The organism is Bradyrhizobium sp. Mp27 (genome assembly GCF_029953005.1).
Classification (GTDB): domain Bacteria; phylum Pseudomonadota; class Alphaproteobacteria; order Rhizobiales; family Xanthobacteraceae; genus Bradyrhizobium; species Bradyrhizobium barranii.
In genome coordinates this window covers 1-8,570 of record NZ_JASAUS010000227.1, presented here as the reverse complement: position 1 = coordinate 8,570, position 8,570 = coordinate 1, and the positions used below count along the sequence as shown (strand labels likewise).

The window sequence follows — 8,570 nt, the reverse complement described above, 5'->3', positions numbered from 1 at the left end:
ACAAATGGCTCAAGACCAGCGTAGGTGTCTGAACGGGCCCTGGCAGGATGCGCTGGCGCAAAATGAGCATCGTCGCGCAACTCGGACGGCGTCGGCGCATTCAGATCAACAGATGGCTCAAGCCTGCCCTTAGCATGTGACGGGGGCCTGGATGGTGATGCTGGTTCGTGCAGCTGTTCACCCAACCAAACCCAAGCTCCCGCGCTTGGGCTTGCCGGCGTTGAGGGAAGATCCTGCGCCGAGCCGGGATGCCGATCGCCCCACGCGGCCGGCGAGCTCGGCTGCTCAGGGCCTGGCAGCCCCAGCTCTCGGTTCGCCTCGATGAGTTTTAAGTAGCTGCGAAGATGCGACAAATCGGGACGGTATCTTGCGCCTCCGGTCCGTTGGAACGCCAGCACATCGTTGTCCAGCGTTAACTGCTCCTTGCTAGAGCCGTTAAGTCGCCCGATGATGCTCCCTTTGCGATTCCCTTTAAGCCACGCACTCAGCGCGCGAAGACGTGTCGCCCGCTTTTGCGCAGACCCCTTATCCTTCGCAGTTTTAACATGTTTCAGAGCTTGGCTCAGCGCGCCCTCGATGAGGGGCGCATCTTCTGGATGAGGAACCAGGCGACGTGGGGCACCGAGGACGCGGGGTTCGGGAGCTTCGGCTTCTTCACCCCCACGCAAGAGCCGCCGGAGAACATCCAGGGCCGATGTAATGCGGTGCTGGGGGTCACGGCCCAATCTCCGGTACGCCGCAATTTCCTCATCCAGCGGTGTACCTTTTCGTAGCCGAGAAGCTACGGACCCCCCATGCTCTGCGTTGACCCAGCGAACAAATCTCCCAAGCCCGGAAACACTGTTATTGATGGCGCCTGGGGTGAGCTTGCGCCGCTTGGCGTCTACACGAAACCTCGCCAAGAGCTCCGCGTCTTCCCCCGGGAGCGGCTCGCCGATCAGCTCGTTTTGCGACAGCATCGGAGCCTGCATCTGCGATGGGGACGCCGCCAGTTGATGGGATGGCGTCTGCATCAGCTGCCGCTCAACGGCGACGCCCTGCGGATTGCTTAGCGTCTTCTGCCTCTTCGCTGATCTCAACTCCCCTATATCATGCTCATTGATGACGAGAACCTGCTCGCCTGGCCCGAGCGGGTTCCTGTGACGTTTATCCGTCAGTTCGTCGTCATGGTGGCGCCAGTTCAGGGACCCTGCAGCATCCAATGCCAGGCCATGCGGCGGTGAAACCCCATGGTCGGCGCGGGGCAAGTTCAAGTCACGAAAAGACCCTCCTGCATCCGCTGCTTGTTGATGGTGCGCAATTGTCTCGATAGGCGGCGAGGAGCTGGGTCCGTCCATCGTCTCCAAAAGCAGATCCTGCTGGTTCGCAGGCAGAGTCTCCGGCCAGCTGATAGCTCCGCTCGAGCTGTGCTGTGCAGTCGCGGCCCGGGTCCGGCTCGGCTCAGCGCGAACCGCGCCTTCGAAATCAGGAACGGGGCGAATATGAGGCCGGAGCTCGATCGCTCTAGCACCCGCCGGCGACCTCAGGAGATGAGCCAGTGCGGCCCCGGCTTTTCTGCGGCCACGGGGGTCCGCCTCCTTATACTGGCTGACATCATTATCCAGCGAGCCGTCGCCAAGTCGAGCAGCAATGCCGGGCTTATCGTTCTCACGGAGGTAATCACTGAAATCGATAAGAAGAGTTGCATACTTCCTGACGGTGTTGGCGGTGCCTGACGCTGCATCTTCCTTGTACCCTTTGATGAGATCCGCATCTTGGGAATAGGGATTCAGCTCAACCCGGCTTGCAATCGGCGCGATGCCGCCCGGCGATTGGGAGGCTCGAAGATGAACCAGTGGCGTAGCGATGGCCTGCCCCTCCTGCTTGCCGAACTCCAGGGCATCCTCGACCAGCGACTCTTCGGAAAGCCGGGCAGCAATGCCCGGCTTTCCGTTCTTTACGAGCCAATGCCCCAATCCGAGAAGACAACGTACATTGCGCCTGACGGTGCGCTCGGAGGCCCCAGCCTTGAAGAGTGCCGGCCCGAGCCCCTCAATAAGAGACGCATCGTCGGAATAAACAGGATCCATGCCGCTTCCTGCGAAAACCAAATTTGCATGGCCGAGCGGCAGCGCCGACGCATTCAGCGTCGTTCCACCGCCTTCACCGTGCGGAGCCGGCGTATATGGTTGCCCGCTCGCCCGCACGATGGGTCGCGCCTCAGATCGCGATGCATCCGCTTGATAGGCGCGGACCTGCATGAGCACGGGAGCGGACAGGACAGCGACCTCGCTCAGCTGCCGCTGAAAGGCCGCCGCCTCTGCCGACGAGTCGGCTGGAGAGGCATCTTGCGCGTCCACGCTATCCGTTTGTTGCCCCCCCCGATTCATTGAGACGAATTTCATGTGTACTCACTTTCGAAGATGAAGAGCCTGGAGCGCTGATCGCATGCGCCTGGACTTGAGACGACACATCGCCGGCATTTGACGGTTCAGCTGCCAAGCGAAAGGAAGTTGGGGTCACGACGCTCCCGATCGAATTTCAATCGGACCCTGTTGTCGATCTGTTCGAGGAAGCCCGCGCCGGCTTCGAGCTCATCGAGGATTTCCTCTCGGTGAGAAACGGTCCACTTGATCGTGTCACCACAGCGACGCTCTGGCGCGGGACACCCAGGTAACTACATCCCGAGGCGCGCGAACTGCATCGACGCGTGCTCCGCCTCGGGAAGGGGATGCCACGGCTGGCCGCCAGCTGCGGTGCGCAACAAGGACCTACAGAACGCCGGCGTGAGCTTGCCGCGGTGGATCACGACGTTCTCGCGCCCCGTCGCAGCTCGAGCGCTCTGCCAGTCCTGATTGTAGCCGCGCTGGTCATTGGACTTCACGTGGCAAGCGGCGAACCCGGCATCGCTCAGCGTTGCCAACTGCCTGGCATGTACCGGCCGCTTGGTATGGATGTGCACCCACATCGGGCTTGGCGTCGCGCCATTGCGCAGGGCCTTGGGCTGCAGCTTGATCTCGAACAGTGTCCCCGGATCATCCTTCAAGGCGCGCGGTGAATTCACAGCCGCCAACTCCCCGGCCGCTCGCAACTGTTCAAGATACTTCTGGGACGGAAACGCGTAGGTCTTCATGCAATCGATCGTGATCACCGCCTTTCGCGCCGTGAAAGAGTTTGCCTGTCCCTGCACCTCGGACAACATCGCCTTGAGCCGGGCTATTTTGTCGTGCACTTCCGGCACTTGCGCAGGCGTGAGTAGGACACGTCGGCGAGGCTCCTCCAGCGCGGCTACACTGGCCTCAATCTCGGAGGCCTGTGTCTGCAGGCGCTTAACGACGAGATCCACGGCGTGATCGGCGTCCTCGGGCTTCCCGTGGCGCGCTTGCGAGACCGCGCTTTGCTGAGCCGGCAGATCGAACTGCAAAAGTTCGTCCAATCGCTTGAGTAATCCGGTCAGTGCGTTCCTGGAGGGCGGAGCCTGCAATATCTCCAGGTGCCCGGTCGCCGACGATGACGCCCTCGCGAGTGCCGCCTCCTCCGCGCTCGCGAGTTTCTTCGTACCCAGATCCGAGAGTACGATCACCTTGACTGTCGGGGCCGTGGCAGCGTCGGGCGTGGCGAGCTGCGGCTCGCGCGGCCCGGCCGCCGAACTTCGCTCGCCTGCGGCCGGTGCGCGCTTGCCCTTCCCCTCCCTGCGGGCCGCGCCCCCCTCAACCACTACGGCAGTCCGGGCCGTCGGCTCAATCACGGCGGGCGTCTTTGGCTGCACGTCCAAAAGACGCGTGACGTCGTCCGCGGTGACCCATGCACCATCCGCGATCTGGCCCAACAGTTTTAATGGAAGGTCGGCATCCGTTCCGGCGTCCCTTAGCCTGGTAACGATTCCGTGCACCCCTGAGGCAAATTCCGAAAGCCGCTCCATGACTCCTTCCAGAACGGTGCAGTGGTCTGCGTCGAGTGCCGCTCCGTTGCTGCTCAGAACGGCTTCGGACGCCGAGTTAAATGCCGGAAAAACATCCTCGATAAAGGTCCCGAGCAGACGCACCCGCCCATCCTCACCCATGAGGGCGTCGCTTACAGCTGGTTCGAACGTCGCCCGCGACTCAATTAGAAGCTGAGCAAGAGCAACCTGCGATTGCAGATACACGCACTTCGTATAAAGTGCCCAGCCGGTCTGCAGGCGTAGTGCGGCCTCTTCGGCCTGCCGCATCTCGGGCGTGGTGCTCGGCAAGTTGGCGGTGGCCGCGCAGACGGACTGCATCCGTTCCATGCGCAATGCCTTCTTTCCCCACCCCTCCATGCAGGCCTCGTAGTGCTTCGCCACGCTGGATACCGCTCGGCTCAGCTGGTCAGGCTGAGCGTTGGCAACTCGCATATTCTTGAGCAAGGCTGTTGCTTTCTTCCTGCTCTTCTCCAGGTCGCCGATAATCCAGGTGGCCACGATGTCGCATTCGTTTCCCGCAGCGATAGTTTCCTCGCGGAGTCGGCGAGCCCGACCGTCGGAAAGAAGCCCGCGCGCCATGTCCGGGGGGAGGCTCGCGTAATAGCCCAGAACTTCCGAGCCTGCCTTGACGACTTGATCGATCAGCTCTTGCGCCTCCGACGGGTTCGGGTTCCGGGCTCGTGTGGCTGCATTTTTAGAAGCATTAAGCCCCGCAAGCAGGCTGCGCATTTTTTGCTTCGCTGCCTTGATTCCGTCGCCACTTGAGGAAATCTGGACTGCCACCGCCGAAGCTGGTGGCAGGCTCACGAGCGGAGCCGTTCCATCTCGAGGCCCGGAGCGCATCCGCTCCACGACAGAGTCGAAAGATTGCCCGCCCTCCCCGGGGGCGGGACCGAGCTCCGGGCTCGAACTACTCGATCCCCATGCGCTGTCGGCTCCTGCGGGCCCAACGTGCGATTTACCAGCTCGGCCAATGCCTGTCATATTCCACCTCCGATAAAGTCGAGAGTGCGCAGCCAGTCTGCATAGACTGGCTGGCTGACGAGTAGCTGACGTAGGGCGCTTCTCCCCGATTCACAGGAAAACCCGGATCACCGTGGGGTGCAATTCCATCGCGCCTGGCGTGCTGCTGGAGGCAGCGGGGCATCGTCAACTTAATCGACCGCGAGCCGAAGGAGGCGCTTCTCAAAGGTTCGAGATTCGGCGATAGCGCTTGTCGCGGAGATCTCGCGCCAAGTCGCAAAGGCTCGCCCGCGCGAAGCACGACGGAAGTCGGCAGTGACGGCTCCAGAATAGGGGATGTGGAAAAGGTTCGCGACCTGATCGTGAACTGACAGAAACCGTTGAGCCTGACGGGACGATTTGAAACGCTCCATGATCCGCTCGCGCCGCCGCGTCGGCTGATGAGAATTCTCGGCCCAATTGTTGAGAGCTTTGTGCTGGCGATGTTCGACGTGAAAGCCCATCTTCGCCCTCGCAGCGCCGTACGAACGGAGCTTGTCCGTGATTGTCCGTCGTCAGATGGTCGTTCAGCCGCCGGCGGCATACAACGCGCCGGATTCGAGCGAATGGTGGCGGAGGTTTGCCTCGGCAGGGTTGGTGCGGTTTGCGCCCGCGAGGTCTCGCGCTTCGCCCGCAACAGCCGGGATTGGCAGCAACTCATCGAGATGTGCCGCGTGGTCGATACCGTTCTGGTCGATCAAGAGACCATCTATGCGCCAAGGCACGGCAACGACCGCCTGCTGCTCGGGCTCAAGGGCAGCCTCAACGAGTACGAGCTGGATCTGTTGCGCCAGCGCTCGCTCTCGGCCCGCTACGAGAAGGCGCGCCGGGGCGAGTTGGTTGTGACAGCGCCCGTCGGCTTCGTGAAGGCCGGCGACCGTTATGAGAAAGACCCGGATCGGCGTGTCCAGGAGGCGATCAAGCTGGTGTTCGACAAGGTCGAGGAACTGGGCAGCGCGCGACAGGCGCTCTGCTGGCTCCATGAGTACAATCTCGATCTGCCGGTGAAGCAGACCAACGGCGACACGGCCTGGCGGCGACCAAACTACTCTGCCATCCACCGGATCATTGAGAACCCGGTCTACGGCGGCGCCTATGCCTATGGTAAGACAGCTGTGGCGGCGGGATACAGCACCGCTGGCGTGAGCCTGAAGATCCGCCGCAAGGCGCGGAACGAATGGCTGACGCTGAAGCCCAACACTCACGAAGGGTATGTGAGCTGGGAGAAGTTCGAGGCGATTCGCACCATGGTCAGCAGCAATGTTCCCATCAGTCGGCATCACGGCGCGCCCAACCATGGTGACGCGTTGCTGGCCGGTCTGATCCGCTGCAAGCGCTGCGGTCGCAAGCTCACACTCCGGTACTCCGGCATGGAGAACCATATCCCGCGCTACAGCTGCAACCGTGCCTGGATGGATAATGGCTGGGCCCACTGCATCGCCTTCGGCGGACTGCGCGTCGATGACGCCATCGAAGAATCGCTGCTTGGAGTCGTCGGTCCGGGCGCTGTCGCCGCCGCAACCGCTGCCGCCAAGGGAGCCAGGGAACGGCGCGATCAGGTACGCGATGCTCTCAGTCGCGACCTCGAAGCGGCGCGCTATGCCGCCGACAGGGCTTTCCGGCAATACGATGCCGCTGATCCCGCGAACCGGCTGGTGGCCAGTGAGCTGGAAGCGCGCTGGAACAGGGCGCTCGCTCACGCGGCGGAGGTTGAGGCCAAGATCGCCATGCATGATGCGGCCACGCCCGCACCCCTTGCCGATCCAGTCTCGCTCGGCGTTCTGGCCTCGAACCTCAAAACGGTCTGGGATGCGCCGACGACGGATGCTCGCCTCAAGAAGCGCATTGTGCGCACCCTCATCCATGAGGTCGTGGCCGATATCGACGACGCGGCCTCGGAGATCGTTCTCATCGTCCATTGGGTGGGGGGCGCCCACAGCGAGTTGCGCTTGCCGAAGCGCCGGCGCGGACAGCGCAACAGCACCTCTGCCGATATCGTCCAGGCCGTGCGTCAACTGGTGCTGATCGCCAGCGACGATCTGATTGCCGGCCTCCTCAATCGCAACGGCCTCAAGACCGGCAACGGCAATCGCTGGACCCGCGAGCGCGTCACATCAATGCGCTCGAACTACCACATCCCGGTGTTCAAGCCCGCCGAGGACGCGATCGAGCCATGGCTCGGGGCTTGGCAACCTTGACCATCACGCTACTCAACAAAACAGGTTATCGAACCTAGCTTAAGCATCTCGCGCCCAGGGGCGTTCCCGCTTGAAATTCCACGACACTGATCGCCGCGCTCCCGGGAAAAGATAGCAGCTCTGGCAAACGGCGGCGCTTGACTCCAAAGGAACAAAATGAGAACCTTTTGCAGTCTCATTTATTGCGGAAACGGCTGATGTCTCAAAGTCCTATGCCTATTCCGCAAGGCGACGAGGACCCGCTTGAGGAGTCTGTCGATCAAGCCCTTGCCGCGTGCGGTGGGGACGTTCGCGCTACGATCAAGGCTTTGATAGTTGCAAACCAGTATCTGGAATCCGAGGTCGCCGAACTGATGAAGTCAGTCTCTCACGCCTACGCGCGCGGAAGATTTCATCCCTACAACGGCTAGGAGCGGAGGAAATGTCAGAAGTAACCTATTACGTCGCATTGCCCTTCGTCGCCGCCGATGACGGCATGGCGCCTGGAGAGCCGACGGAGTGCTTCAATCCTAATGCGGCGGTCATGCGCGCCGAGGCTCTGTCGCGAAAGCCCGGGCATATCGGCGCTGTCGCGTTTTCGCGAACGGGCGATCCAGCCACCGGCGATTTCAGCGACGCCAAGCTGATCAGGAAGTTCGGTGAGGTCCCAACCGACCTGAGTGCGCTTTAGCGCGACGGAAGGCCACTCTCCACGCTGGCGCGAGCGGGTCAAAGCCGCGTAGCGCCCATCGGGCTTGGCCTTGACGCGATCAGGACAGAATGGACCTTTTTTTGCCGCGAAGCAAAGCGGAGCCGAGCGAAATGCAGCCGCAAGAGCATCAGCATAGCGACCGCGAAGCGGGATGCGGGACCGACTGCGGCGACGAGACCGGTTAAGAAGGCACCCGGCGCACGCAGCAGTGATAGCGGTGCCGTAGGCAGCTGCTTGACCGAGTGCCTCCGGCGAGGAGTGCATTATGCCTTGCGTGAGGGATTGTTACCCGCATGGGCGGAGACGGCGCAGCGGCTCCGGGCTAAGCCTAAAGCCCGGCCCGCGGGGGCACGCCGTATTTAAAAGGCCCTCCCGCAGGAGAGCCTTAGCATTTCGCAAACACGATGAAGGCCGCGGCAAAGCGCTCCCGGAATCCAGCATCGCCCGGCAACGCAATCGCCGCTTCAGTGACAAGCTGGGCTTCAGCCAGGGCCTCAACGGCCCGAACGAATTCATCCTTGCGCCAGTGTGGCCAAGAAGTCTTGTCGATAAGGTCGCGAAACGCGTCCACGAGCCTAGCCGCTTCGGCTACCGACCGGGCATCTAGTACCCGGAATCAGAGCTGAGTGATACGGCGGCCTTTGACACGGCGTTGACGGACCTTTTTCTTGGTCCAGACGAAGGGCTCGGCTCTGTCGTTGTATGCGTTGACGTAGGCATCGATGTGTTCCTGAAGCTGCTTGAGGCTCGTGAAGGA

At 62.0% G+C, this 8,570-nt stretch carries 5 protein-coding genes and 3 pseudogenes; 3 read left to right on the top strand and 5 right to left on the bottom strand.

Annotation, left to right across the window (positions count from 1 at the left end; genetic code table 11):
* The 3 genes and pseudogenes from QJT78_RS46080 to QJT78_RS46070 all read right to left on the bottom strand — a co-directional run.
* Nucleotides 1–2,384 (bottom strand): annotated as a pseudogene (locus QJT78_RS46080) (hypothetical protein); the annotation flags it as partial.
* A 272-nt stretch (nucleotides 2,385–2,656) separates the two neighbouring features.
* The gene (locus QJT78_RS46075) at nucleotides 2,657–4,906 is read right to left on the bottom strand and encodes a hypothetical protein (protein WP_028154134.1); all 2,250 of its coding nucleotides are present in this window, start codon (nucleotides 4,904–4,906) and stop codon (nucleotides 2,657–2,659) included.
* 170 nt (nucleotides 4,907–5,076) lie between these two features.
* Nucleotides 5,077–5,430: pseudogene (locus QJT78_RS46070) on the bottom strand (DDE-type integrase/transposase/recombinase); the annotation flags it as partial.
* On the opposite strand from QJT78_RS46070, the gene QJT78_RS46065 reads away from it, so the two are divergent.
* The 3 genes from QJT78_RS46065 (at nucleotide 5,326) to QJT78_RS46055 (ending at nucleotide 7,792) form a co-directional block, all read left to right on the top strand.
* Nucleotides 5,326–7,122 (top strand): recombinase family protein, encoded by a 1,797-nt coding sequence (locus QJT78_RS46065; RefSeq protein WP_049808037.1) that lies wholly within the window; start codon nucleotides 5,326–5,328, stop codon nucleotides 7,120–7,122. The pseudogene QJT78_RS46070 and the gene QJT78_RS46065 sit on opposite strands and share 105 nt — an antisense overlap.
* A 197-nt stretch (nucleotides 7,123–7,319) precedes the next feature.
* On the top strand, nucleotides 7,320–7,532 hold the full coding sequence (locus QJT78_RS46060) for a hypothetical protein (protein ID WP_028181470.1): 213 nt from the start codon (nucleotides 7,320–7,322) through the stop codon (nucleotides 7,530–7,532).
* An 11-nt stretch (nucleotides 7,533–7,543) separates the two neighbouring features.
* Nucleotides 7,544–7,792: a hypothetical protein gene (locus QJT78_RS46055; RefSeq protein WP_028181469.1), complete on the top strand. Its 249-nt coding sequence runs from the start codon at nucleotides 7,544–7,546 to the stop codon at nucleotides 7,790–7,792.
* 406 nt (nucleotides 7,793–8,198) lie between these two features.
* On the opposite strand, the gene QJT78_RS46050 is transcribed toward QJT78_RS46055, so the two are convergent.
* Together QJT78_RS46050 and QJT78_RS46045 are read right to left on the bottom strand one after the other, a co-directional pair.
* Entirely contained in the window at nucleotides 8,199–8,384 is a 186-nt protein-coding gene (locus QJT78_RS46050; protein ID WP_028181468.1) for a hypothetical protein, read from the bottom strand.
* Between the two features lie 45 nt (nucleotides 8,385–8,429).
* Nucleotides 8,430–8,570: pseudogene (locus QJT78_RS46045) on the bottom strand (IS630 family transposase); the annotation flags it as partial.

Coding starts and splice junctions, on each gene's coding strand:
- QJT78_RS46055 (WP_028181469.1), top strand. CDS start 7,544: ATGTCAGAAGTAACCTATTACGTCGCATTGCCCTTCGTCGCCGCCGAT.
- QJT78_RS46065 (WP_049808037.1), top strand. CDS start 5,326: ATGAGAATTCTCGGCCCAATTGTTGAGAGCTTTGTGCTGGCGATGTTC.
- QJT78_RS46060 (WP_028181470.1), top strand. CDS start 7,320: ATGTCTCAAAGTCCTATGCCTATTCCGCAAGGCGACGAGGACCCGCTT.
- QJT78_RS46075 (WP_028154134.1), bottom strand. CDS start 4,906: ATGACAGGCATTGGCCGAGCTGGTAAATCGCACGTTGGGCCCGCAGGA.